General features: G+C 71.1%; 20 protein-coding genes and 1 other RNA gene. 8 read left to right on the plus strand and 13 right to left on the minus strand.

What is annotated here, in order from left to right; all coding sequences use genetic code 11:
* Positions 1 to 2: 2 nt before the first annotated feature.
* Positions 3 to 806: a hypothetical protein gene (locus AC6CCG_RS29670; protein ID WP_496658406.1), complete on the plus strand. Its 804-nt coding sequence runs from the start codon at positions 3 to 5 to the stop codon at positions 804 to 806.
* Positions 807 to 993: 187 nt separating this feature from the next.
* Positions 994 to 2,580 (plus strand): sialidase family protein, encoded by a 1,587-nt coding sequence (locus tag AC6CCG_RS29675; RefSeq protein WP_496658407.1) that lies wholly within the window; start codon positions 994 to 996, stop codon positions 2,578 to 2,580.
* Positions 2,581 to 2,869: 289 nt separating this feature from the next.
* Here AC6CCG_RS29675 and AC6CCG_RS29680 read toward each other — a convergent pair whose 3' ends face one another.
* From AC6CCG_RS29680 to AC6CCG_RS29690, 3 genes are all read right to left on the minus strand, one after another.
* Positions 2,870 to 3,373 carry a VOC family protein gene (locus AC6CCG_RS29680; RefSeq protein WP_496658408.1) on the minus strand — a complete coding sequence of 168 codons (504 nt, stop codon included), beginning with the start codon at positions 3,371 to 3,373 and terminating at the stop codon, positions 2,870 to 2,872.
* A 183-nt stretch (positions 3,374 to 3,556) separates the two neighbouring features.
* Positions 3,557 to 3,927: a transfer-messenger RNA gene (ssrA, locus tag AC6CCG_RS29685) on the minus strand.
* A 122-nt stretch (positions 3,928 to 4,049) separates the two neighbouring features.
* Positions 4,050 to 4,655 carry a DUF1707 and DUF4870 domain-containing protein gene (locus AC6CCG_RS29690; RefSeq protein WP_496658409.1) on the minus strand — a complete coding sequence of 202 codons (606 nt, stop codon included), beginning with the start codon at positions 4,653 to 4,655 and terminating at the stop codon, positions 4,050 to 4,052.
* A 105-nt stretch (positions 4,656 to 4,760) separates the two neighbouring features.
* Here AC6CCG_RS29690 and AC6CCG_RS29695 point away from each other — a divergent pair, with 105 nt between their 5' ends.
* Positions 4,761 to 5,132: an FKBP-type peptidyl-prolyl cis-trans isomerase gene (locus tag AC6CCG_RS29695; protein WP_179748950.1), complete on the plus strand. Its 372-nt coding sequence runs from the start codon at positions 4,761 to 4,763 to the stop codon at positions 5,130 to 5,132.
* 24 nt (positions 5,133 to 5,156) lie between these two features.
* Here AC6CCG_RS29695 and AC6CCG_RS29700 read toward each other — a convergent pair whose 3' ends face one another.
* From AC6CCG_RS29700 to AC6CCG_RS29730, 7 genes are all read right to left on the minus strand, one after another.
* A complete protein-coding gene (locus AC6CCG_RS29700; protein WP_496658410.1) occupies positions 5,157 to 7,049 on the minus strand; it encodes a DUF2207 domain-containing protein in 1,893 nt (630 codons plus the stop codon).
* A gap of 4 nt (positions 7,050 to 7,053) precedes the next feature.
* A complete protein-coding gene (smpB, locus tag AC6CCG_RS29705) occupies positions 7,054 to 7,560 on the minus strand; it encodes an SsrA-binding protein SmpB (protein ID WP_496658411.1) in 507 nt (168 codons plus the stop codon).
* Between the two features lie 76 nt (positions 7,561 to 7,636).
* A complete protein-coding gene (locus tag AC6CCG_RS29710; RefSeq protein WP_496658412.1) occupies positions 7,637 to 8,707 on the minus strand; it encodes a Gfo/Idh/MocA family protein in 1,071 nt (356 codons plus the stop codon).
* Positions 8,704 to 9,807 (minus strand): Gfo/Idh/MocA family protein, encoded by a 1,104-nt coding sequence (locus AC6CCG_RS29715; RefSeq protein ID WP_496658413.1) that lies wholly within the window; start codon positions 9,805 to 9,807, stop codon positions 8,704 to 8,706. Before AC6CCG_RS29715 ends, AC6CCG_RS29710 begins: the two co-directional genes overlap by 4 nt.
* 102 nt (positions 9,808 to 9,909) lie before the next feature.
* Positions 9,910 to 10,917, minus strand: coding sequence for a tryptophan--tRNA ligase (gene trpS, locus AC6CCG_RS29720; protein ID WP_496658414.1), 1,008 nt, complete (start codon positions 10,915 to 10,917; stop codon positions 9,910 to 9,912).
* A 184-nt stretch (positions 10,918 to 11,101) separates the two neighbouring features.
* Positions 11,102 to 12,025, minus strand: coding sequence for a CopD family protein (locus AC6CCG_RS29725; RefSeq protein ID WP_496658415.1), 924 nt, complete (start codon positions 12,023 to 12,025; stop codon positions 11,102 to 11,104).
* 6 nt (positions 12,026 to 12,031) lie between these two features.
* Positions 12,032 to 12,784: a hypothetical protein gene (locus AC6CCG_RS29730; protein WP_496658416.1), complete on the minus strand. Its 753-nt coding sequence runs from the start codon at positions 12,782 to 12,784 to the stop codon at positions 12,032 to 12,034.
* Positions 12,785 to 13,013: 229 nt separating this feature from the next.
* Between AC6CCG_RS29730 and AC6CCG_RS29735 the strand changes: the two genes are divergently transcribed.
* Positions 13,014 to 13,769, plus strand: coding sequence for a DUF4397 domain-containing protein (locus AC6CCG_RS29735; protein ID WP_496658418.1), 756 nt, complete (start codon positions 13,014 to 13,016; stop codon positions 13,767 to 13,769).
* Between the two features lie 20 nt (positions 13,770 to 13,789).
* Complete coding sequence (locus AC6CCG_RS29740) at positions 13,790 to 14,401, plus strand: class F sortase (protein WP_496658419.1); 612 nt, start codon at positions 13,790 to 13,792, stop codon at positions 14,399 to 14,401.
* Here AC6CCG_RS29740 and AC6CCG_RS29745 read toward each other — a convergent pair.
* The 3 genes from AC6CCG_RS29745 to AC6CCG_RS29755 form a co-directional block, all read right to left on the minus strand.
* A complete protein-coding gene (locus tag AC6CCG_RS29745) occupies positions 14,392 to 16,212 on the minus strand; it encodes an ATP-binding cassette domain-containing protein (RefSeq protein ID WP_496658420.1) in 1,821 nt (606 codons plus the stop codon). The two genes, AC6CCG_RS29740 and AC6CCG_RS29745, sit on opposite strands and share 10 nt — an antisense overlap.
* The gene (locus tag AC6CCG_RS29750) at positions 16,199 to 18,028 is read right to left on the minus strand and encodes an ABC transporter ATP-binding protein (RefSeq protein WP_496658421.1); all 1,830 of its coding nucleotides are present in this window, start codon (positions 18,026 to 18,028) and stop codon (positions 16,199 to 16,201) included. Before AC6CCG_RS29750 ends, AC6CCG_RS29745 begins: the two co-directional genes overlap by 14 nt.
* Before the next feature lie 63 nt (positions 18,029 to 18,091).
* Positions 18,092 to 20,506 (minus strand): PEP/pyruvate-binding domain-containing protein, encoded by a 2,415-nt coding sequence (locus tag AC6CCG_RS29755; RefSeq protein WP_496658422.1) that lies wholly within the window; start codon positions 20,504 to 20,506, stop codon positions 18,092 to 18,094.
* A gap of 134 nt (positions 20,507 to 20,640) precedes the next feature.
* Here AC6CCG_RS29755 and AC6CCG_RS29760 point away from each other — a divergent pair, with 134 nt between their 5' ends.
* From AC6CCG_RS29760 to AC6CCG_RS29770, 3 genes are read left to right on the plus strand one after another with little or no spacing between them, the layout of a single operon-like run.
* A complete protein-coding gene (locus AC6CCG_RS29760; protein WP_496658423.1) occupies positions 20,641 to 21,189 on the plus strand; it encodes a TetR/AcrR family transcriptional regulator in 549 nt (182 codons plus the stop codon).
* Positions 21,173 to 21,889, plus strand: a complete 717-nt coding sequence (locus AC6CCG_RS29765; protein WP_496658424.1) for an ABC transporter ATP-binding protein — start codon at positions 21,173 to 21,175, stop codon at positions 21,887 to 21,889. The genes AC6CCG_RS29760 and AC6CCG_RS29765 overlap by 17 nt, the downstream gene beginning before the upstream one ends.
* Positions 21,883 to 22,638, plus strand: coding sequence for an ABC transporter permease (locus tag AC6CCG_RS29770; RefSeq protein ID WP_496658425.1), 756 nt, complete (start codon positions 21,883 to 21,885; stop codon positions 22,636 to 22,638). Before AC6CCG_RS29765 ends, AC6CCG_RS29770 begins: the two co-directional genes overlap by 7 nt.
* Positions 22,639 to 22,640: the final 2 nt, after the last annotated feature.

A 22,640-nucleotide genomic window follows, 5' to 3' on the forward strand; every position in this document is an offset into this window, starting at 1 on the left:
CGATGTCGGAGACGATGCCAGGACCTCGACGGACCAGACGCGACCTGCTCCGGACCGGTGGCGTGCTGGCGGCCGGAGCCGTCGGCTGGTCCGCCGCGGCCGGAACCGCCCACGCCCTGACCGGCCACAGCACGCTGGACAGCGCGGACTGCAAGCTCTACTACGAGCCGACCGGGAACCCGGTCACGCTCCAGTTCAACGACGCCTTCTACGACCAGCTCTCCACCTGGAAGCGCTGGACCTCGTACAACGTGCCGGACACCTGGGGCGCGCCGGTGGAGGTCTTCTCCTACGGCGCGTACGTCAACAAGCCGGGCATGCACGGCGAGGGTCGAGCGTTCGACCTGGCCCGCTACAACTTCCGGAACTCCTCCGGCGGCGTCAACCACCTGTCCTGCCGGTACGACCAATGGCGCGGTACGGCGAACGAGGCCTACCTCCGGCCGCGCTATTGGGGCCTGGCCTGCAGCCTGGCCCGCTACTTCCAGCACGTGCTGACCTACTACGACAACTCCGATCACCACAACCACATCCACGCCGACAACGCGATCTACGGCTCGCCGAGCAATGCCACCTACAAGACGAGTTCGACCAGCCAGACCTACATCGTCCAGGCGGCCTGCAACTTCGTCTGGGGCCTGGGTACGGGCGTCGACGGCGACTGGGGCCCGGAGACCAGCGGCGACTCCACCTCGGTGCTCCGCCGGATCGGCCAGAGCTCCGGCACCGTCGCCAGCAGCGGGGCCAACTGGACCGCCTTCTGCGCCGCCACCTTCCGGAAGGCGATGAAGACCGAGGACTACTGATCATCTTGCCGGGACGGATCCGGTGAGTCTCGGCTCACCGGATCCCGTCTCGCTTGATCATCCGGTGGTCGGCCCGGTGATCATCTCGCGCACCGGGCCGACCGCCCGGACACCCTTGACACCCGTTCTCGCGGCGGCGAAAGTTGAGCCAGACCTACTTGTTTATACGTATCAAGAGAGATTGATCATGGAACATCGGGGTTTCTCGCGCCGTGGGCTGCTGCTGGCCGGGGGCATGATCACCGGAGCCGCGGCGCTGACCGGCACGGCAGCCGCCACCGGGCGACCGGGCCGGTTCGCCGAGTCGATCGTCTGGGCCTCCGGCGAGAACGGCCGCCAGACCCATTTCGTGTACGGGCTCGCCGTGACCCGCCGGGACACCGTGCTCGCCTTCAGCGAGGCCCGGATCACCCGGGGCGACGACGCGCCGCACGACATCGTCGGCAAGCGCAGCACCGACGGCGGCCGGACCTGGTCGGAAACGATCTTGATCGAGCCGAGCGACGGCGAGCAGAGCTGGACCAACCCGACCCCGGTGGTCGACCGGCGGACCGGCGACGTCTTCCTCTGCTACGCCCTGAACCACGAGAACGCCGCAACACGGCTGTTCCTGCGCCGCAGCACCGACGACGGCCGCAGCTGGGGCGACCGGATCGAGCTCACCGGCCTGTTCGACGGGAACCCGGCGGAGTGGACCGTGCACCTGTCCGGGCCGGGCCACGGCATCCAGCTCCGGGACGGTCGGCTGGTCATCCAGGTCTGGCACCGCCGCGAGGTGAGCCTGCCGGTTCCCGAGCGGCGGTACGGGGTCGGCGTGGTGATCAGTGATGATCATGGAAAGACCTGGCGAGCCGGCGGCACCCTGCCCCTCGACGTCGCCTATCCGATCAACGAGTCTCGGATCGTCGAGCGCCCGGACGGCTCGTTGATCTTGAACGGCCGGTACGCCAGTTCCGGCGTGCACCCGCGGATCCGCTCGGTCAGCAGGGACGGCGGCGACACCTGGTCGGAGCCGGTCTTCGACTCCGCGATCCGGCACTACACGGCCGTCGACTCTGGCTTCGCGAACTACCTCGGCAGCCGCGACGTGTCGCGCACCCTGTTCAGCCGCCCGGACAGCACGACGGCGCGGGAGAACCTCACCGTCGGTCTGAGCTACGACAGCGGCGACAGCTTCCCCCTCGAGCGCGTGGTGAACGCCGGTCGGTCCAGCTACTCCGACCTCGGCCATCTCGCCGACGGCACGATCCTGGTCCTGTACGGCCGGGAGGTGAACGAGTTCAACGCGGTCGACCACGTCGTGCTGGCCCGCTTCGACCTGGCCTGGCTGACCGACGGGCGGGACTCCCTGGCCACCGGCCCGCGACGCTACGAGTTCCGCCGCCAGGCCGAGAAGCTGCCCGTGCTGCCCTCCGGCGACCGACCGGTGCCGGTCCCCGACCCGAACGCCGCCGGGTATGCCCTGCTGTCCCATCCGGTCGGCCCGGCCGGCGGTTCGCTGGACCTCGGCCTGGACGTCCCGCGCCCGGGGACGTACCGGATCTGGGTGAGGGTCAAGCAGCACCGGACCGGCAGCACGACCCGGCTCCTGCTCGGCGACACCCCGCAGGGCGACCCCTTCGACACGCGGTTGGCCGAGGGCGAGGGCTTCGCCGAGTTCGACTGCGGGGAGACGCGCTTGTCCCGCGGCCGCCACCGGCTGCGCTTCCGCACCGAAGCCGCGGCCGCCGACTCGGTGCTGCTGCTGGACGCCATCCGGTTCACCGAGGTCTGAGCGCGGTTCCGATCGGCCCATCCGTCGGAGATTCCTCGCCGTGGAACCCGGACGAGCATCGCGAGCGCCGAGCGGCCTGGGTCGGAGGGAAGGACGTTCGACGCGAACCAACCGGGCTCCGGAGCCAGCACGGGTGGTCCGGCGCGTTGAACGACCCGATGAGCCCCGCTCGCGGATGGCCGCACCCGAGTCGCGGCGACCGTGTCCCACGAGCCCAGGACGCCGACCGAATCGAGCGAAGCCGCGAGTCGAGCGCGGAGGGCCCGACGCGGCGCAGCCGGCCAGAGCGTCAGCGGTGATCGGGGCGCGAGGCCGGAACCCGACCGGGCTCCGCAACCTCCGCCCGGGCCGGGCGGGGCCCTGATCCGCGAGCTGGGAGCGAGCGACGAACCTCTGGTCGGTCGACGTCGCCGAGCAGGTCCCAGAGGTTGCCCCAGGGATCGCGGAAGACGGCGACCCGTCCATAGGGCTCAAGGCGCGGCGGCCGGACCAGGTCGCAGCCGGCCTGCCGTACCCGGCGCAGCACAGCATCGAAATCATCGACCCGGAGAAACAGCCCGACCCGCCCCGCGAACTGCCGCCCCACCGCCGCGGCCTGCTCGGAACCATCCGCTCGGGCCAGCACCAGACCAGGCCCGCCATCCGCCGGACGCACGACGACCCACCGCTTGGCCCGCCCGTCGGTCGTCCTGGACGGTACGTCTTCGACCAACTCGAAGCCCAGTGTCCCGGTGAAGAACGCAAGGGCCACGTCGTAGTCGTCGACGATCAGCGAGAACAACTCCAGAGCCACGTCGCAACGATAGGAGCGATCACACCGACGGGGGTCCGGAGGCCTCCCGGGCGGGGTCTGGGGGGGGTTGCACCCAGTGGGCCGGCTCGGAAGAACGTAGGGGGTCTGGGGGACTCGGTCCCCCAACAAACAGAAGCGGACCCTGCGAAGGCGCCCGAAGGGCGCCGAGCAAGGTCCGCGATCGGGTGGAGGTGGCGGGAATCGAACCCGCGTCCTCGAGCGACGAACCAGGTCTTCTCCGGGCGCAGCTGGCTCAGCGTTCTACTCGGCCCCTGCACTCGCGCCAGCACGTTGCAGACAAGCCCAGTCTCAGTAGATGTTCCCGTACGGCCCTAAGACACAGCCTGCACGGGTGAGCCTCCTGAATGAGGCCAGGGTCCGGGACGGAGGCACGCCCGGTCTGACCCTTCGATCACTGCTCAGGCAGCGAGAGCGAAGTCAGTGCGCTTAGAATCGGCACTTATTGGTTTCCAAGGAGTCGTTTACGAGATGACCTTGGATCCTCGGCCCGCTTCCCCTGGAACTATCGTCCCAAGTCGAAACCGATCACCCCCTGTTGAGTTGTGCCTGCCTACTGTAGCTCAGCGGCCAACAGCGTGCATCACCAATATGAACAAGCCGAAAGGCCGGCATGTTCCGCGCATGCCGACCTTTCCTGGGGAGTGAGCCGTGCGGCTCAGCGCTCCTTCAGTGCCTCGAGCTTGATCACCGACTTGACCGGGTTGGTCCAGTTCTCGCCCTGCAGCGCCTTGGCTCCGCCGATGATCGTCAGGACCAGCCAGCCGAGGCCCATCAGCGGGAAGATCCAGTCGAAGATGTCGAACGGGACGAAGTTGCTGACGATCGCCGCGACCACGAGGGTGATGACCGAGATCAGCTGGAAGTTGAAGGCCTTGGCGGCCTCCTTCCGCGGATAGCTGCCTTCGCGGGAGAGGGCGAAGAACAGCAGCGGACCGAAGATCCACAGGAAGAACACCGAGAAGTGGGCCAGCCCGGCCATGCCGCGCCCCGCCTGCTCCTTGGTCTCCGGCCGGATCATCGGCTGGTAGGCCGGATGGACGCCGAGCGCCTTGGACGGCCCCGGCACGTGGACGAGGCCGAAGAACGCCTCGTTGAGTTCGCGGCGATTGCCCGCCGAGATCACCTGGCCGATGCGACGGTCGAACTCCTGCTCGGTGATCCGTCCGTCGGCGTACGCCTCCTGCAGCCACTGTTCGGCGCGGTCCCGCTGCTCGTCGGTGACCGGCATCTTGAGGCTGGGGTGTTCGAATGCGGAAGTCATGGGGACAAGCCTGGTCGACGCGGGACCACGGGACCATCGGGCACTCCCCTGACTGGTCCCGTGGTCCTCCGCACGGGGGCGAGGACGTACCCATAGGGTTTGTCCATGACCGAGAAACCCGAGATCGAATTTCCCGACGGGCCGCCGCCGGCGGACCTGGAGATCACCGACATCACCGTCGGCGACGGCGCGGAGGCCGCGCCCGGCACCCAGGTGAGCGTGCACTACGTCGGCGTCGCCCACTCCTCCGGCGAGGAGTTCGATGCCAGCTACAACCGCGGTGCGCCGCTGGACTTCCCGCTCGGCGCCGGCCGGGTCATCCAGGGCTGGGACCAGGGCGTCGCCGGCATGAAGGTGGGTGGCCGCCGCAAGCTGGTCATCCCGCCGCACCTCGCGTACGGCGATCGCGGCGCCGGTTCCGCCATCGCCCCGGGCGAGACGTTGATCTTCGTGGTCGACCTGCTCGCCGTTCGCTGACCCTCCGGGCCGGGGCGGCGGCCGCTACCAGCTGCCGCCGCCTCCGCCGCCACCACCGCCGCCGGAGAACCCGCCACCGCCGGAGAACGAGCTCCCGCCGCCGAAGCCGGTGCCACTGAACCCGCTGCCGCCGCCGCTGGACGGGACCGGGGTGGAGGCGCTGATCAGGGTGCCGGTGATGAAGCCGGTGTTGAAGCTGGTCAGGCTGTGATAGCTGCCCGAGTACCAGTACGGCATCGTGTCGGGGATCCGGCCGAGCTGAACCATCCGGGCGCAGATCTCGGCCCACCGGTCGGCCAGATTGAAGGTGATCGCCCAGGGCAGGTAGCGGGAGAAGATGTCGTCGCCCTCCTCGAACCGCAACTGCTCGGCCTCGGCGGTCTCCAGGTAGGTCTTGAAGCCCTCCACCTGGTCGCAGACCGCCCGTCCGTCGGGGGTACGGCGCCCGCGCCGCAGCTTGCTGCGCAGCACGATCAGCGTGATCACCAGCGGCGCCAGCGGGATCGCGATCCAGAACAGCGGGATGCCGACCGCGAAGGCGCCGAACATGCCGATCACCACGGCGCCGAAGCCCACGCCGCCGCTCGTGCTCGCCGACGGCACCTTGAGGAACCAGCCGCGCTGGGTGACCTGGTTGCGGACCGCGGTCTGCATGGCCGTGTGCGCGGAGACCATGGTCCCCTGCTTCGACAGGTCCTTCGTGGTGCCCGGCGGCTGGCCGTCGAACAGCTTGCTCAGCAAGGTCATCTCGTGCGGCGCGGCGGCCCGGTTCGGGTCGACCAGGGTGACCCGGAAGTCGTCCGGCCCGTCGCTCTGGACGGTCAGCGCGCCGCGGACCGCGAGATCGATGATCGTCGCCGCGGTCTCCCGGGTGTCGACCTGGCCGTCGATCAGCAGGCCGGCTTCGGCGACCGGGATCTTCGGCGGCGAGAAGGCGACCGGGATCTGCATCTTCGGGTCGTGCTGGATCACCGGTGCGGTCTGGCCGGCCAGCGGCACCGTGCCCGGGGCCAGACCGCCGTAGCGCTGGTCCTGGCCGTTCTTGCGCCACCACAGGTAGCCGACGATCGGCGGCGCGATCATCACCACGGCGCCGAGCAGGCCGAGCACGCCGAACAAGATCATCTCGCTCGGGGTCAGCTTCGAGGCGTCCGGCTCGAGGTGCGGCTGGTTGTCCGTGATCAGTCCCGGCTTGATCATGACGGCGATGGTCAGGCCGTCACCCGAGTAGAGTGTCGACTGGGAGAACGTCGCGGTCGAGCCGGTCTTCTTGGACTGCTCGTCGCACTCCTCCTTGCTGGTCGGCGGGCCGACGTAGCAGTTGGTGTCCTGGGCACCGCCGGGCACGGTCGCGGTGATCTTGATGTCGTTGATCGTCGCGGACCAGCCGGTGCCGATCGCGTCCCAGTACAGCTCGTCGTAGTTGCCGCTGGTCCGCATCGCGCCGCGGACCTCGTACGTGATCACGTACGTCTCGGAGCGGGACACCGTCTCGTCGGGATCGCCGATCCGGACCCGGGTCTCCACCGTCCGGCCGCTGTCCTCCTCGCTGGTGGACTCCTCGTAGTCGGTCGCCGCTCCGGTCGGGCTCTCCACGGAGATGATCTTGAGGTCGTAGACGGCGTCGTTCTCGTCGTCGTACTTCTCCCGGGTGACGAACCGGCGGTCGATGCCGTGCCGCCCCGAGCTGCCGAACTCGTAGTCGATGGTCTCGGTGACGTGCAGCACGCCGGCCTCGTCCACCTTGTAGTCGATCTGGTACGAGCTGATCTCGTCACTCGCGCCCCAGGCCCGGCCGGCGGTGGCCAGGGCCAGCCCGGCGACCAGGATCAGGGCCGCGAGGATCAAGATCAATGATCTTGGGACCGGTTTGACGACCTCGGCCCGGACCTTGACCCTGCTCGCGACCCGCCGCATCGACTCATTCACCCCTGTTCCGGGCCGCCAGGGCCCGTTCGGCTTCCCGCCGCGACTCCCGTTCGGCGATCGAGTGACGCTTGTCGTACTCGCGCTTACCGGTCGCGACCGCGATCTCCACCTTGGCATATCCGGAGAGGAAGTAGATGGACAACGGGACCAGTGTTGTCCCGGTGGAGGTCAGGTCCCGCTCGATCCGGCTGATCTCGCGCCGGTTCAGCAGCAGTTTGCGGGTCCGGCGGGCGGCGTGGTTGGTCCAGGTGCCGTGGCTGTACTCGGGGATGTGGGCAGCGCGCAGCCACACCTCGCCGTCATCGACCGTGGCGAACGCGTCGGCCAGCGAGGCGCGTCCCTCGCGGAGCGCCTTGACCTCGGTCCCGGTCAGCACCAGGCCCGCCTCGTAGGTGTCGCCGATGGCGTAGTCGTGGCGCGCCTTGCGGTTCTGCGCCACCATGGTCCGGCCGGACGAGTCCTTGCCCGCCTTGCCGCTCTTCGTCGTCTTCTTCGCCATCGTCCGTTCCTTGCCGTGTTACGTCAGCTTGCAAGAGTATCCGGCTGCCAGTGGGGGGTGTCGAAGCGTTTCCCGTTCAGCGCAGGGCGCCGACCGCGTGCGGGTCGACCGGCCGGCCGGTGTGGCTCGACTCGATCGCGGCGAAGCAGAGCCGGAGCCCGGGCAGCGAGGTACCGGCGGCGTTCGAGGGCGACTGGCCGTCGTGGATCGCGGCCAGCAGTTCGGCCATCGTGCCGTGCATCCCATGGCTCCACCAGGTGCCGCCGAGGTCGACGGTGGCCGAGCCGTCGGAGGTCGTCACCGTGGCGGACGTACCGCCGAGCGACGGGCCCTGGTGGGTGATCACGCCGGACTCGCCCTCGATCCGGTACTGGCCGGTCTCGTCGAAATGGCTCGCGCCGCGGAACAGCAGGGTCGCCTGGCCCTGATCGAATTCGATCACCACCGAGGCGACGGTCGGGACGTCGATCGCCTGACCGGCGACCGAGCCGGTGCGTGCGAACACGGACCGCGGTTCGGCGCCGGCGAACACCTGGGAGACGATGTCGAACCAGTGGATGCCGAAGTCGTACAAGATCAGGTCCGGCATCGTCGAGAAGACCGGGTCGTGTTGGACGCCCCGGTCGTGCGGCCAGTGGACGGCGAAGTCGGCGGAGCTGACCCGGCCGATCGTGCCCGCCCGGACTGCCGCCAGCAGGAAGGCGAAGTGCGGCGCCCAGCGGCCGTTCTGGTTCACCGCCAGCAGCCGGCCGGCCTGCTCGGCGGTCTTGATCAACTCCTCGCCCTCGGCCAGGTCCCGGACGAACGGTTTCTGGCTGAGCACGTGCTTGCCCGCCGCGAGGGCGCGCCGGACCAGCTGCGGGCGTACGTCGACATGGGTGGCGATGTCGATCACCGCGATGTCGTCCCGGGCCAGCACCTCGTCCAGTTCGGTGTAGACGTCGGCGTCGGGGAAGAACTCGTCCCGCCGCGCGATCGCCTTCTCCGCCTGGTGATCGCACAGCGCGAGCACGCGATAGCCGGCCGCCCGGTAGGCGGTCAGGTGCATCCCGCTGATCCCGCCGGTGCCGACGACGGCGATGCCGAGCTGGGGTCCCCGTTCCGGCTTGGGCGCGTAGTCCAGCGCCGACAGGTCCGGCCCGGTCATGCCGTGGCCTGCCCGTCGGTGAGGGCGACCTCGGCCCCGGTCCGGACGCTCTCCCGGGCCGCGTCGACGATCAGCTGGCCGCCGCGCGAGATCTGCCAGGAGGTCGGGCCCTCGATCGGCAGGTCCTGCTCCAGCCTGCTGATCAGGTACGCGAGCGCCGACTGATCCTCGGGCTGCAGCACGTCGACCGGGACCGCGGCCGGGGACGGCTCGTCGGCGGTCTGGACGTGGATCTCGGCGGCGTAGTCGAGGCTCATGATCGTTCCGCGGCTGCCGACGACCACGAAGCCGTGCTTGGGCTGGCCCTGGATCGTCCACGGATCGGTGAAGGAGCCCCACTTGGTCTGGAACACGGACAGTCCGGTCGCGTAGCGGGCGATCACGACCGACTGCTCATCGACCGCCAGGCCGGGCGGACCCCAGGCCTGGGCCGTCACCGCCGTCGGCAGGACGCCGTCGCGATACCAGGTCGCCAGCGTGGTCCCGTACCCGAGATAGTCGAGCAACGAGCCGCCGCCGGCCTCCGCCGAATACCACCAGCTGTCGTTCTTCGCCGCGAGCTGGTCGGCCTCCGCCTTGCCGTGCACGTGATTCAGCGGGCCGCGGTTGCCGTTGTAGTAGTGCACCTCGAGGACGTCGCCGATCAGGCCTTCGTCGATCAGTCGCTTGGTGGTGCGGTGCGGCGGGTACCAGGCCAGCGGCCAGTTCACTGACAGCGTCGGCGTCCGGCGCTCCCCTGGCGCGTCGGCGACGGCCTTGATCATCGCGTCGGCGGCCTCGATCGACACCGCGAACGGCTTCTCCAGCACGATGTGGATGTCCTCGCGGGCCAGCCGCTGCACCAGCGCGAGGTGATCTTGGGTGGTGGAGCAGACGATCACGATGTCCGGCCGGGCCTCGCCGAGCAGCGTGTCGAGGTCGGCGAAACGCAGGGCGCGGTCGACGCCGAGATCATCCGCGACCGGGTCGACCTTCGCCGGATCCGGATCCCAGACGCCGACCAGCTCGGCCCGCGGATGCGCGAGCGCCAGGGCGATCTGGTCGCCGGCGTGCATGTGATCGAAGCCGGCGACGGCGACGCGCCAGGACGGCTGCGGCATGGGAGGGACTCCTTCGCTCGGGTTGGGGTGGCACGCGTTCCTGCGCCTGTCGAAGGGCAAGGCTCGGCACTTCGACAGGCTCAGTGCGCGCTCCGCACCAGCCTAGAGGCCGATCGCCTGCCGGGCCGAGTCCAGGACCGGCTCGGTGACGGCCCTGGCCCGCTCGGCGCCGGCAGCGAAGATCGCGTCCACGTCGGCCCGGTCGACGCTGCGGTACGCCCGCTGCAGCGGCTCGAGCTCGGCGAGCACGGCGTCGATCACGCCCCGCTTGAGCGAGCCCAGATCCGGGTGATCATCGACCACGGTCTCGATCGTGCAGTTCCGGCAGCCGGCGGCGATCTCGATCAGGTTCGACACGCCGGGCCGCCGCACCGGGTCGTAGCCGACCTCCCGCTCGGCGTCGGTGACGGCACGTTTGATCTTGCGCGTGATCACGTCCGGCGGGTCGAGCAGGAACAGGACGCCGCTCACGGCGTCGTTGGACTTGCCCATCTTCTCGGTCGGGTGCTGCAGGTTCATCACCCGGGCGGCGACCGGCGGATTGATCACCTTCGGCACCACGAACACCTCGCCGTAGCGGCGGTTGAACCGGATCGCCAGGTCCCGGGTGATCTCGACGTGCTGCCGTTGATCTTCACCGACCGGTACCTCGGCAGCCCGGTAGAGCAGGATGTCGGCCGCCATCAGCGCCGGGTACGTGAACAGCGAGACCCGGGTCTCCGGGCGGCCCCGGCCCTTCTCCTTGTACTGGATCATCCGGCCGAACTCGCCCATCGTGGCCGTGCATTCGAGCAGGTACTGCAGTCCGAGATGGGCCGGCACCTCGCTCTGCCGGAACAGGCTGTTCCGGTCCGGGTCGATGCCGACGGCGACCATGATCATCGCCAGTTCGTCGGTCCGCGCCCGCAGCGTCGCCGGGTCGTGCTCGACGGTCATCGCCTGCAGGTTGCAGATGCCGTAGAAGCCCTCGCCGGCGGAGTCGCGGATCGGCCGCAGCGCGCCCAGGTAGTTGCCCAGGGTGAGGCTGCCGCTCGGGGTCAGCAGGCTGAGCCGGCGAGCCGGGTTCGGTGCTTGGGCCGGGGCTTCCGGCTCGGTGATGGTCTCGGTCATGATCGACTTCTCGCTTCCGGTGGAGCCCGCGCGCCCGGAGCGTGATCATGAGAACCGCCGCCCGGGATGCGGGCGGCTGATGGATTCGTACGCAGGATTCAGTGGCCGCCGCTCAGGCGGACCACCACTGACCTGTCATACGCATGACGTCGACGATAGCAGCCTCCGGCGGATGATCACAGGGTCACGGCGCGACCGCGACCAGGACCGCGGTCACCGCGAGGATCGCGAAGGCCAGCGCCACTTCCGCGCCGATCACCACGCCGAGCGTCGTGAAGTCCTGCCGGACGGGCGAGGTAGCCAGGTCGGTCCCGGTCCGTCCGGCGCGAGCCCGGGCCGTCGCGGTGGCCCGGCGGCTCGCGACCGCCCGGGCGGCATACCGGCGTCCATGGTTGCCGAGCAGCAGCATGACGCCGAACAGCGCCGCCTTGATGGCCAGCACCAGCCCGTACCAGGAGGACAGCAGGGGCAGCGGCCCGCCGGCCACGGCCAGGGCGTGCAGCACGCCAGTGCCGAGCAGGGTCGCGATGCTGACCGTCGCCAGCAGCGAGAACCGCGGGATCACCCGGTCGGTGAGGTTGACCTTGTTGCCGGGGATCAGCGTGGTTGCCAGCGCCAGCAGCCCGCCCAGCCAGGCCGAGGTGGCCATCACGTGGCCCGAGGTGGCGATGATCTTGACCACCCGCCACGGTTCGGTCATCGCGTTGGACTGGGTGACCAGGGTGGCGGCCAGCACGATGATCACGATCAGGACGATCGCGCGGCGCCACCCGACCACGGCGCCATGACGCAGGTCGGCGAGGAAGAACGCGGCGAAGGCGAGCACGGCCAGCCGGATGATCAGCCAGCTTCCGGTCAGCCCGTCCACCACCTCGCCGAGCGCTCGTCCGGCCAGCCCCATCGGTGCCACGACGCCGAGCGCCGTGCCGCCGCCGAGCAGCGCGATCCCGGCGGCGGCCAGCCGGGTCAGTCGACGGTTCCGTACTCCCTCCGGCCAGGCCAGCGCCCAGAACATGCCGGTGCCGGCGACCAGGACGTAGCCGCCGTAGGTGAGGACCCGGATGCCGCCCACGACGACGGCCATCGTCTCGGGCCCCAGCAGGAACACGGCGCCTCAGCCCGGCAGCGGGAGGTCGTACTGCACCCGGACCACGGCGTCCTCGACCGGCAGCGGGCGGGCGGTCCGCAGTTCCGGTGGCCGGCCGGACGCGCAACTGCGCTCGGCGGCGGGCAGCCGGAAGCAGTCCAGGCTCAGGATCCCCTCCCCGGCGATCTGCATGATCACCGGCAGCCGCGGCGGCAGCTCGGTCAGCGGTCCGAGCGTCGCGAGCGCCCGTCCCGGCTTGGACGGCCGGCTCCGCTCGGCGACGCCGGCCAGGATGTAGCGCAGCTCGACCCGGTCGGCCGGAAACCCCCACTCCACCACGGTTGCACGCGCGTTCGGCCCGTCCGGTACGAGCACGGGATGATCATCGGCGCTGAGTTGCACCGAGCGCGCCGACGGCCGCAGGGCGGAACTCGACCCGCTGCCGGCGAGCGGGCGCAACGTGATCTTGCTGACCGGTGCGGGCAGCATGATCAGCTCGACGACCTGGAAGCTGCCGTCGCCGGCGGGTGCGGCCCTCAGCCAGAGCCCGGCCTCGGTCGAACCGGGGCCGGACGTCGGCCGTGACGGCTCGCCCGGCGCCGGCGTCGCGGCCGGTGCCGAGGTGGAAGGCTCCGCCGGACTCGGGGCGGGCGACGGTGGCGGCGTGGTGGCCGGACCGGCGGACGCCGCCGGTGGCGACGTGGTGGGCAGGGCGTCCGCGGTGCGCGCGAAGAGCGCCGCGCCGCCGAGCAGCAGACAGGTGACTGCCAGTCCGATCATCCGCCGCAAGCGGGCATGCCGACCTTGGTCCGGTGCCATCGTTTCCCCCGAAACGCTCCCCGAGAGGAGCAGGTGACCCCAGTGATTTGGCCCCATTTAACCACTTTGGACACGATCCGGAGGGCGAACGGTTAACGTGATCGCACCGCAGCAGCGGCGTCATCGGGAGGCCGTCCTGGACGGCCGGATGGCCGGCACCGAGCCGGCCGGAACGTTCGGGAGAACGCTCATGTCGAGGTCACGCGCCGGCCGGCTCCGCCGTGCCGTCATCACCGCCGGAATCATCCTCGGGTCGGCCGCGCTGGTCGTACCGACCGCAGGGGCCGACGGCCAGGCCACGGTCTACGTCGTGCAGGGACTGCCCGGCCGAACGGCCACCGTGGCCGTCGACGGCCGGACCGTCTTCGCCGACGCCGGTCCCGGCGAGATCAGCGGCCCCGTCAAGATCAACAGCGGCCGGGTCACAGTCTCGGTCACCGTCGACGGCCGGACCGTCCTGACCTCGCGGGCGACGCTGGCCGCGGGCTCGAACTCCGACCTGGCCGTGCACCTGCCGATCGTGCCGAAGGGCGACCCGGTGCTGACGGTCTTCGAGAACGATCTGGCGGCCGTACCGAAGGGGAAGGCGGGGCTGGCCGTCGCCCACGTCGGCATCGAGCCGCCGGCCGACGTCATGGTGAACGACAAGGTGATCTTCGCCAACGTCACCAACGGTGACTTCGTCTACGCGGTCGTGCCGGCCGGGACCTACCAGGTCAAGTGCGTCTCGGCCGGGCACGCCTCGATGAAGATGCCGGCGCTGATGGGGCCGGTGGAGCTGACCGTCGAGGGCGGCACGTTGACCCGGGTGTACGCCTACGGCGACCCGGCGGCCGGGCTGATGACCTACACCTCGCACGCGATGAAGCTGGCCAGTGCGGGCAGCGACCGGCCGAAGGACGTCAACACCGGTACCGGCGGGCAGGCGGCCCGGACCGCCCGCTGATCATGGCACCACGGTCTCTCATGATCATGCGCCGGCTGTGGGGTGTCGGGCTGGCCGTGCTGCTGATCGGGCTGGCCGGCTGCCGGCAGCCTCCGGTCGGCACCGAGGCCGCACCGGAACCCTCCGCACCGCGGTCGACGGCGGTGGCTGAGGTCGGCACGGACGCCGCGCCCGGTTCGCGGTTCGTCCCGAACCGGCTCGACCTGCCCGGCGGCGCCCACGCCACGGTGGTGCCGGTCTCCACCGTCGACGGCAGTCTGATCGTGCCGGACGACGTACGTCAGGTGGGCTGGTGGGACGGCAGCTCCTACGTCGGAGATCCCTTCGGTGCAACGGTGATCGCCGGCCATGTCGACTCGGCCGAACACGGCATCGGGTTCTTCCGCCGGCTGTGGTCGATCGTGGTCGGGGACCAGCTCACCGTCCGCGCCGACGAGCTGCGGCGCCGCTACCGCGTCACCGAGATCCGCCGGGTGGATCGGCAGCGGCTGGCGGATGATCACGAGGTGTTCGGCCAGGACGGCCCGCCGCGGTTGATCTTGCTCACCTGCATCGGGGCCTACGACGCGGAGCAGGGTGGCTACGCCGACAATCTCGTCGTGGTGGCGCTGCCGGTCGCCGATCAGCGGTAGCCGCTGGCCTGGATCCGGTAGAGCTCCGCGTACTGGCCGCCGCGGGCCATCAGGTCGGCGTGACTGCCGTGCTCGGCCAGCCGGGAGCCGTCCAGAACCAGGATCAGGTCGGCCATCCGGACCGTGCTGAAGCGGTGCGAGACCAGGATCGTGATGCCGCCGTCGCGGCGGGTCGCGGCGGACTCGGCGTAGCGCTCGAACAGCTCGTGCTCGGTCTCGGCGTCCAAGGCGGCGGTCGGTTCGTCGAGCACGGTCAGCAGCGGACCGGTCCGCATGAAGCCGCGGGCCAGCGCCAGCTTCTGCCACTGGCCGAAGCTCACCTCGGCGCCGTCCGGCCAGGTCGGCCCGAGCTGGGTGTCCAGGCCGCGCGGCAGCCGTTCCAGCACGTCGCCGGCGCCGGCCCGGCCGACCGCCCGGACGACCGCCCGGACGACCGCAGGCTCATGATCGACTTCGGGCAGGTCGCCGAGCCCGACGCTGGTCCGGGCCAGGAACTCGAACCGGTAGAAGTCCTGGAAGCTGCCGGCCAGGCGTTCCCGCCAGCGGACGGGATCGATCGTCGCCAGGTCGGTGCCGTCGACCAGGACGTGACCCGACGTCGGGCGGTAGAGGCCGCAGAGAAGCTTGACCAGGGTGGACTTGCCGGCGCCGTTCTCCCCCACGATCGCGATCACCGCGCCGGCCGGCAGGTACACCGTGACACCGTCGAGCGCGAGCCGCTCGGTGCCGGGATAGCGGAACGAGACGTCCTGCAGGTCGATCCCGGCGTCGAGCCGTTCCGGAGCCGGCCGGTCGGCGCCGGACACCTGGGTCGCCGCGTACCGCTCCAGCCAGACCAGCCGCCGGGAGCCGTCCAGCCAGGTGCCGCGGAGGAAGCCGATCTCGCCCACCGTCGCACCGATGTAGCTGGACAGCCGGGCTCCGGCCGCCATGATCAACAGGACGTCGCCGACCGGCGAACCGCGCAGCACGACGAACACGATCGCGCCGACGTAGCCGAGACCGAAGACCGCCCAGGCCACGGCGTGGGCCGCTGCCGTACCCCAGCGGGCCGCGGCGACCGGCCGGAACCAGCGCTCCCATGCGCTGCGCCGGCGGGCCACCAGGTCCGGCCCGATCCCGGTCACCCGGACCTCCTTGCCGGCGGCGGCCGTGGTGGCGGTGGCGAACAGGTGCTCGGCCAGCCGGGTGTGCCGAGCCACCCGCTCCTCCACCTTCCGCTCGACGGCCGGCCGGATCGAGGAGCTGAACACCGGCGGCAGCCCGAACAGCAGCAACAGGAGCAGCAGCGGGTGCACCGCGGCGAGCAGGCCGAGGGTGACCACCAGGCGCAGGATCCACCCGAGCGTGCTGAGCACCGACAGGTACATGTGGTCGAGCACGAAGACCTGGTTGCGCAGCACCGCAAGACGGTCCAGATACTCCTGGCGCTCGTGCAGCTCGATCCCGCCGATCGACGCCTGCAGGGTGGCGATGTGCGCCTCCAGGCCGACGGTCACCTTGTCGCGGAATCTTCGGGTCAGCCGAGTGCTGATCACCCGGAGCAGCCAGCTGGCCGCGACCGACAGCGCCATCAGCGAAACCGAGAGCATGATCATCGTGCCGTCCCCGGCGACGATCGCGTTGCCCAGCCACTGCAGCCAGAGGGCCAGCAAGGCGTCCGGCAGGGCGGCCAGCAGGGTGATCCCGAGCGAGATCAGCAGCAGGACCGGCTCGTGCGAGTAGCCGAGTCGGAAGAGTCGCCACATCGACGCCAGCGCGGGCGGAAGATCGTCGGGCGCCGGGCCGTCGTCGCGATCAGGCGAGGACATCGAACGCCACCCCCTCCTCGTCGAAGCCGGCGTCGAACCGGCGCGCCTGCAGCTGATACATCGTGCGGTAGCGGCCGCCGCGCGCGATCAGTTCGTCATGACTGCCCTGCTCGATCACCCGGCCGTGCTCCAGCACGCAGATGCGGTCCGCCAGCCGTACCGTCGAGAACCGGTGCGAGATCAGGATCGTCGTCGCCGAGCGGGTGGCCGCGAGCACCCGCTCGAAGATCGCCAGCTCGCCCCGGACGTCCAGTTGGGCGGTCGGTTCGTCCAGCAGCACCAGCCCGGCTCCGCACCGCACGGCATGCAGGGCGCGGGCCAGCGCGACCCGCTGCCACTGGCCGCCGGAGAGGTCGGTGCCGCCCGGATAGCCCTTGGCCAGCACGGTGTCCAGCCCGGCCAGGCCGTCGGCACCGGCAGCGGCCAGGGCGTCCCGCAACTCGTCGTCGGAGGCCGGCCGAGCGGGCGCGACGTTCTCCCGCAGCGGCAGCTCGAACCGGACGAAGTCCTGGAACACGGCGGTCAGCCGTTGCCGCCAGGCGGCCAGGTCGAGGTCGCGGAGGTCGACGCCGTCCACCTCGATCGAGCCGTCGTCGGGGTCGTACAGGCGGCAGAGCAGTTTGGCCAGGGTCGTCTTGCCGGCGCCGTTCTGCCCGACGATGGCGAGCGAGCCGCCGGCCGGGATGGTGAGGTCCAGGCGGTCGAAGATCAACCGGTCGGTGCCGGGATAGTGGAACGTGACGCCGCGGAACCGGATCTCCCGCAGCGGTGCCCGGTCGGCCGGTGGCTTAGGCGCCGCGGCCGGCTTCGCCAGCGCACCCCGGTCCCGCATCGCCCCCTGCAGCCGGAGCACCGCCGCGACGGGGGCGGCGGCGCCGTCGAGGGCCCAGTTGAGCCCGCCGAAGGCGATCAGGCTGACCCCGACGGCGCTCTGGGCGAACACCACGATCCGGTCGATCGTGAGCCCACCGATCACCCCGGCGTAGCCGAGCGCACCGAACACGGCCGCATTGCCGGCCAGCACGATCAGCAGGCAGAGCAGTACGGACTTCTCCCGCAGCCGGGTCGCCCGATACTGCAGGTCGAACAGTCGCCGGCGCCGGGCGACGAACCGCTCGACCACCCAGCCGGCCAGCCCGAACAGCCGCAGTTCCTTGGCCGGGGCCGGATCGGTCGCCAACCGGTACGCATAGTCGGCGTGCCGCTGCGCCGCGCGGACCTCCGGCGTGTTCCGGTCGGCCCAGACGCCGCTCTCCCGGAGCAGCCAGTGGGTGGCGACCCAGCAGGCGAGGAGCACCAGCGGCGCCCACCAGGCGAACCCGAACAGCACGATGGCCGACGCCGCGCCGCCGATCATGCCGAGCAGCCCGGCGGCGATGAAGTCGACGTTGAGGAACATGGGCGGCCCGGTCATGCCGCGGTCGAACTCGCGGGCCACGGTGAGATCCTCGGCCAGCGCCGGGTCCTCCAGGTGCGCGATGCCGGGCGGCTCGACGCAGGTCCTGGTCAGCGTGTCGTTCAGCCAGGCCGAGACCCGGCTGCCCAGGTTCATGCTGACCGCCTGCAGCACCGGCGGCAGCAGCTGCATCACCAGGAACAGCACGCCCGCGAACAGCAGCGGCCCGACCAACGAGGCGCCGCCGGCGACCGCGCCGACGACGACGCCGGTGGCGATCGCGAACACGGCCGGCACGAGCCCGCTGAGCAGCAGCAGCGTCCACCACAGCACGGTGAGCGGCAGGTCGGCCTTCGGCAGCACGCCGAAGAACTTCCACTCCTGCCGCTCCCGGAGCCGGGCCAGCGCTGAGGCGATCACGGATCTCACCCTGCCACCGGCCGCCGACAGCGGATTGGAAAAATCCGCAAACCCGATGCGGCCTCAGTCGGCCAGGCGGACCGTGCCGGAGTTGCCGTCGACGGTCACCGTCCGGCCGTCCAGTCTGGTCGTCGCGCCGGGTACGCAGATGACGGCCGGGATGCCGTACTCGCGGGCGACCGTAGGGCCGTGCGCCATCGGCGACCCCGTCTCCGTGACCAGGCCGCCGGCGGTGAGGAACAGCGGCGTCCAGCCCGGGTCGGTGGTGACCGCGACCAGGATCTCGCCCGGCGCGAGCCGTGCCGCCGCCGGCTCGTGGACGACCCGGGCGACCCCGGTGACGGTGCCGGCCGCCGCCGGCATGCCGACCAGGGTGTCGTCGTCCGGCTCCAGCTCGGTCGGCAGATGCTCCGGCATGGTGCCGTCCGAGAGCAGGACGCCGGGCACCCGGGTCCGGCGCCTCTCCCTGAGGTGGTCGGCCCGGCGCGCGGCCGCCAACTCGCTCTGGTCCGTCCCCGCCGCCGCGGCCGCCGCCTCCTCGAGGGTGAGGTACCAGAGATCGTCCGGCGCGCCGAGCCGCCCCTGCTCGGCGAGTTCGGCGCCGGCCGCCTGCAACTGCTGCCGTACGGTCCGCAGCGGGAGCAGCCAGACGAACTTGGGCAGCTCCCGGAGCCCGGCCAGCGCCCGGGACCGGCGCAGCAGCCAGCCGGCCAGCGCCCCGCGGAGCGGCCGGGTCCGCATCGCCCGGCCGACCAGGAGATCGAGCGTCCGCTCCGCCTCGGCGCCCGCCCGGGCGAACCTGAGATCCGGGCCCTGGTCCGGGTCGTCCACCTGCAGATAGCCGGCGATCGCGGCGAACAGCGGCGTCGGATCCTCGGCCCAGCGAGGGACGCCGACGTCGATCTCGGCCGCGCCGCGATGACCGTATCGCTCCAGGAACCGAGGCAGGCCGATGTCCGGCAGGTCGCCGGACCGGAACCGCCGGGCCAGATCGCCGGGAGCCGTGTCGCGGAAGAGCGCGCGGTGCGCCAGTGCCGACTGCGCCACCCGCCACAGGTGGAGATCCATCTCGGTGGTCACGTTGTACGGCATGCCGCGCTGGGTCGCGTCGATCTCACCCGGCTCCGCCACCCGGCCGAGCAGCGCGGCGGCGATCCGGCTCGAGCCCAACCCGGCGTACAGCGGCGGCAGCAACGCCGTCATGGGTCCCATCAGCACCGGGTCCTGGGCGGTGGCCGCTGCCGCGATCCGGGCGGCGGCTGAGGATCCGGCGGCCGGCTCCGGCTGCGAGGCGATGACCTGGTCGCGCAGCCGGAAGGCCCTCCGCCGGGCCCGCCCCGGCAAGATCATCGCCGACACCGAGCCGGTGATCAGGTCGGGAACGATCTTCGCCGCGACCTTCATGATCGTCTTCACCGGCAACGTACGCCCGGGCTCGGCCGCAAGCCGCGGATCCTCCAGCAGCCGGGTCGCGGCGGACGCCACGCCTGGACCGTAGATCTCAAGCATGGCAGGGATCCGGGGACGGAACCGGCGGTCCCGGAACATGAAGGTGACATCCAGGAACAAGCGGCCGGCGATCGCCACCATCGCCTCTCGGGTGTTCGGCAGGCCGTACGCCTCCAGCCAGTGATCACCGGCCCGGGTCAGCACCGACATGCCCATCGGTGTCACCGGAACGTGCAACCCCTGCAGGTGACCGACCTCGAGGAACACCCGCAGGCCGCGTCCGTCCTGTTCGGGCACCGGGAACAAGGTCGTGATCGGCCGCGCCTGCAGCTGCCACAGCGTTCCGTCCCGGTCGAAGGCCCATTCCAGGTCCTGCGGGCCACCAAGATCACGTTCGATCCGGCGGCCGGCTTGGCGCAGTTCTTCCAACTGGGACAGGGAAAGGCAACCCCGCGCCGACGGCCGGTCGCCGTCGCGCAGCTCGTAATGATCGGTCTCCTCGGCACCGTCCACGACCCGGGTCCCCAGCCCGGGCGCGGCGTCGATCACCAGTTCCGTTCGGGTGCCGGTGATCGGGTTCGCGGTGAACGTCACGCCGGCCGCGACCGGATCGATCATGCGCTGCACGACCACGGCCATGGCAACGGCACCGGTCGCGTGGCCGCGCGCCTCGCGATAGGCGATCGCCCGCGGCGTCTGCAACGACGCCCAACAGGTACGGATCGCGGCGAGCACCGCCTCGTCGCCACTGACGCCGAGCACGGTGTCCTGGACACCGGCGAAACTGGCGTCGGGAAGGTCCTCGGCCGTCGCACTGGACCGGACCGCGACCGACCCGCCGCCCAACCGCCGATAGGCCGCGATCACCGCGTCGGCAGGGATCCGGTCCCGCCGATAGGCCTCGGTGGTGAGACAGAACCCGTCCGGGACCCGCTCCCCCGCCTTGATCAACCTGCCCAGCCCGGCCGCCTTGCCGCCGACCAGGTCGAGGCCGTCGTCGTCGAGCGCGGACAGCGCCATGATCTCCATCGGGAACCTCCTCGGGACGCACGAACCACCATGCGCCGACCAGGCTTCCCGGCACTCCTGATCATCAACGTACACCGTGATCATGGAACCGTCGATCCTTGCACCGGCTGATGTTAGTCACTAACATTTCGGAGGTGAGCAGGCGAGAGCGAACTCGGACCGCGTTGCAGGCGGCCGCGACGGAGCTGTTCCTCGAGGACGGGTTCGACGCGACGACCACCCGGCAGATCGCGGCGCGGGCCGGGGTCAGCGAGATGACCCTGTTCCGGCACTTCGCGACCAAGGAGGCCTTGCTGCTCGAGGATTCCTACGATCCCGTGATCGCGGAGGCGATCCGCGGCAGGCCCCGGTCGGAGTCGCCGCTGCGGGCCACGCTGGCCGGCTTCGCGGCGACCTGGAGCCGGTTCCCGGCCGGCGAGGTCACCGCCCTGCGGACCAGGCTGCGGATCCTCGCCGAGGCGACCACGGCCCGCGGGCTTCAGCTCGGCACCGACCAGACCCGGATCGCGGTCGCCGCAGCCCTGGTCGACCGTGGCGCGGCCGAGGCGGAGGCGAGGGTCGTGGCCGCGGCGGTGATCGCCGGGCTGACCGCGGCCCTGATCGACTGGGCCGGGACCGACGCCGAGTTGGTCGAGGCCGTCGGCGCGGCACTGCGGGTGCTGGGTGGTGGCCGAAGTGCTTGAGCTGGACGAGGTGAGCCGGACGTTCCGCGGCGGTGCCGGGGTGTCCGGCCTGACCCTGCGGGTCGAGCCGGGCGAGATCGTCGCGCTGGTGGGGCTGAACGGGGCCGGCAAGACGACGCTGATGCGGCTCGCGCTCGGGATGCTGCGGCCCGACCGGGGTGCGGTACGGATCGGCGGGGCACGCCTGGGTCAGGCTCCGCGATCGGTCTGGCGACGGGTCGGCCAGCTGGTGGAGGTGCCGCTCGCGTACCCGGAACTGACCGTGCGGCAGAATCTGCGGCTGGCCGCCGAGCTGCACGCCGCCGAGCCGGCCTGCGTCACCGCGGCGCTGACCACCTGGCGGCTGGACGGCCTGGCCGGCCGGCGGACCCGACGACTGTCCCTGGGCAACCGGCAGCGGGTCGGTCTCGCCGCCGCACTGCAGCACGACCCGACACTGGTGATCTTGGACGAGCCGAGCAACACGCTCGACCCGGCCGCGGTGTTGATCTTGCGGGACGCACTGCGGCGCCGGGCCGCGGCCGGCGCCGCCGTCCTGGTCAGCAGCCACCACCTCGACGAGGTGGCCCGGATCGCGAACCGGATCCTGTTGATCAACAACGGCCGGCTGATCGACACGCTCGATCCCGGCGGCCAGGACCTGGAACGCGCCTTCTTCGAACGGATCCACGCCGACGACCAGGAGGATGCACCGTGCTGAGCACGGCGATCCGGGTCGAGACGATCAAGCTCACCCGGTCTCTGGTCGGGGTGATCGGCACGGCCGCGATCGTCGGCGGCGTGCTGGCCCTGATCGGCGGGATCACGGCCGCGGTCCGGTCCGGTCAGTCCGAGCTCACGGCCAAGCTCGGCCCGTCCGCGACCCTCGACTGGCCGGGACTGCTGGCGGCCGCCGCGCAGATCACCGCCGCCGGGGCCTTCGGCGGCTTCGGCATCGTGCTCGCCTGGCTGTTCGCCCGGGAGTTCACCGAGGGCACGATCACCGGCCTGTTCGCCCTGCCCGTCGGGCGCGGCACCCTCGCCGCTGCCAAGATCATCGTCTTCGGCGGCTGGGCACTGGCGGTGAGCCTCATGATCATCGCCGGGATCACTGGGGTCGCCCTGCTGCTGGGGTATGGGCCGCCGGCCGGGTCCGACCTGCAAGGCCTCGGCCGGCAGTTCGTGCTCGGCATGCTGACCGCGGCGATCACGCTTCCGGTGGCCTGGCTGGCCACCCTCACCCGGTCGTTGCTCGCCGGGGTCGCGGTCACCGTCGGCCTGGTCGTGATCGGTCAGGTCGGTGCGCTGGCCGGCGTCGGCGGCTGGTTGCCGATCGCCGCGCCGGCCCTGTGGGCGCTCGGTCACGGCGCCGGGGTCACACCGGCCCAGTTCGCCGTGCTCGGCGTCTTCGTGGTCGGGTTCGCCACGCTGACCGTACGCAGTTGGACGCGGCTCCAGCTCGACCGCTGAGG

Source organism: Microlunatus sp. YIM B11417 (assembly GCF_059617205.1).

Bases quoted from the DNA above. Each gene is read 5' to 3' on its own strand.
- trpS (WP_496658414.1), bottom strand. From the start codon at position 10,917: ATGACCGAGACCATCACCGAGCCGGAAGCCCCGGCCCAAGCACCGAAC.
- AC6CCG_RS29740 (WP_496658419.1), top strand. From the start codon at position 13,790: ATGATCATGCGCCGGCTGTGGGGTGTCGGGCTGGCCGTGCTGCTGATC.
- AC6CCG_RS29735 (WP_496658418.1), top strand. From the start codon at position 13,014: ATGTCGAGGTCACGCGCCGGCCGGCTCCGCCGTGCCGTCATCACCGCC.
- AC6CCG_RS29730 (WP_496658416.1), bottom strand. From the start codon at position 12,784: ATGATCGGACTGGCAGTCACCTGTCTGCTGCTCGGCGGCGCGGCGCTC.
- AC6CCG_RS29715 (WP_496658413.1), bottom strand. From the start codon at position 9,807: ATGCCGCAGCCGTCCTGGCGCGTCGCCGTCGCCGGCTTCGATCACATG.
- smpB (WP_496658411.1), bottom strand. From the start codon at position 7,560: ATGGCGAAGAAGACGACGAAGAGCGGCAAGGCGGGCAAGGACTCGTCC.
- AC6CCG_RS29755 (WP_496658422.1), bottom strand. From the start codon at position 20,506: ATGGAGATCATGGCGCTGTCCGCGCTCGACGACGACGGCCTCGACCTG.
- AC6CCG_RS29700 (WP_496658410.1), bottom strand. From the start codon at position 7,049: ATGCGGCGGGTCGCGAGCAGGGTCAAGGTCCGGGCCGAGGTCGTCAAA.
- AC6CCG_RS29690 (WP_496658409.1), bottom strand. From the start codon at position 4,655: ATGACTTCCGCATTCGAACACCCCAGCCTCAAGATGCCGGTCACCGAC.
- AC6CCG_RS29670 (WP_496658406.1), top strand. From the start codon at position 3: ATGTCGGAGACGATGCCAGGACCTCGACGGACCAGACGCGACCTGCTC.
- AC6CCG_RS29710 (WP_496658412.1), bottom strand. From the start codon at position 8,707: ATGACCGGGCCGGACCTGTCGGCGCTGGACTACGCGCCCAAGCCGGAA.
- AC6CCG_RS29695 (WP_179748950.1), top strand. From the start codon at position 4,761: ATGACCGAGAAACCCGAGATCGAATTTCCCGACGGGCCGCCGCCGGCG.
- AC6CCG_RS29675 (WP_496658407.1), top strand. From the start codon at position 994: ATGGAACATCGGGGTTTCTCGCGCCGTGGGCTGCTGCTGGCCGGGGGC.
- AC6CCG_RS29745 (WP_496658420.1), bottom strand. From the start codon at position 16,212: ATGTCCTCGCCTGATCGCGACGACGGCCCGGCGCCCGACGATCTTCCG.